This is a genomic window from Chryseobacterium sp. UF-81, assembly GCF_058245105.1.
Genome location: NZ_JBSIBX010000031.1, coordinates 1 through 301, shown reverse-complemented (window position 1 = coordinate 301; position 301 = coordinate 1). Strand labels below are relative to the sequence as shown.

Sequence of the window (301 nt, the reverse complement as noted above, 5' to 3'; positions counted from 1 at the left end):
TTAGTAGCGGGAACCGGACTCGAACCGATGACCTTCGGGTTATGAGCCCGACGAGCTACCTACTGCTCCATCCCGCGGTGTATCTTTAGAGTGCTTACCGAAAGCACTTAACTTAGTAGCGGGAACCGGACTCGAACCGATGACCTTCGGGTTATGAGCCCGACGAGCTACCTACTGCTCCATCCCGCGGTGTATCTTTAGAGTGCTTACCGAAAGCACTTAACTTAGTAGCGGGAACCGGACTCGAACCGATGACCTTCGGGTTATGAGCCCGACGAGCTACCTACTGCTCCATCCCGCG

The 301-nt window shown here is 55.1% G+C and carries 3 tRNA genes; all 3 read right to left on the bottom strand.

From position 1 onward, the window contains the following. Window positions 1-4: 4 nt before the first annotated feature. Window positions 5-77: transfer RNA gene (locus AC4IFE_RS20005), tRNA-Met, on the bottom strand. 39 nt (window positions 78-116) lie between these two features. Continuing rightward, a tRNA-Met gene (locus AC4IFE_RS20000) sits at window positions 117-189 on the bottom strand. Window positions 190-228: 39 nt separating this feature from the next. Continuing rightward, window positions 229-301 (bottom strand) — tRNA-Met (locus AC4IFE_RS19995).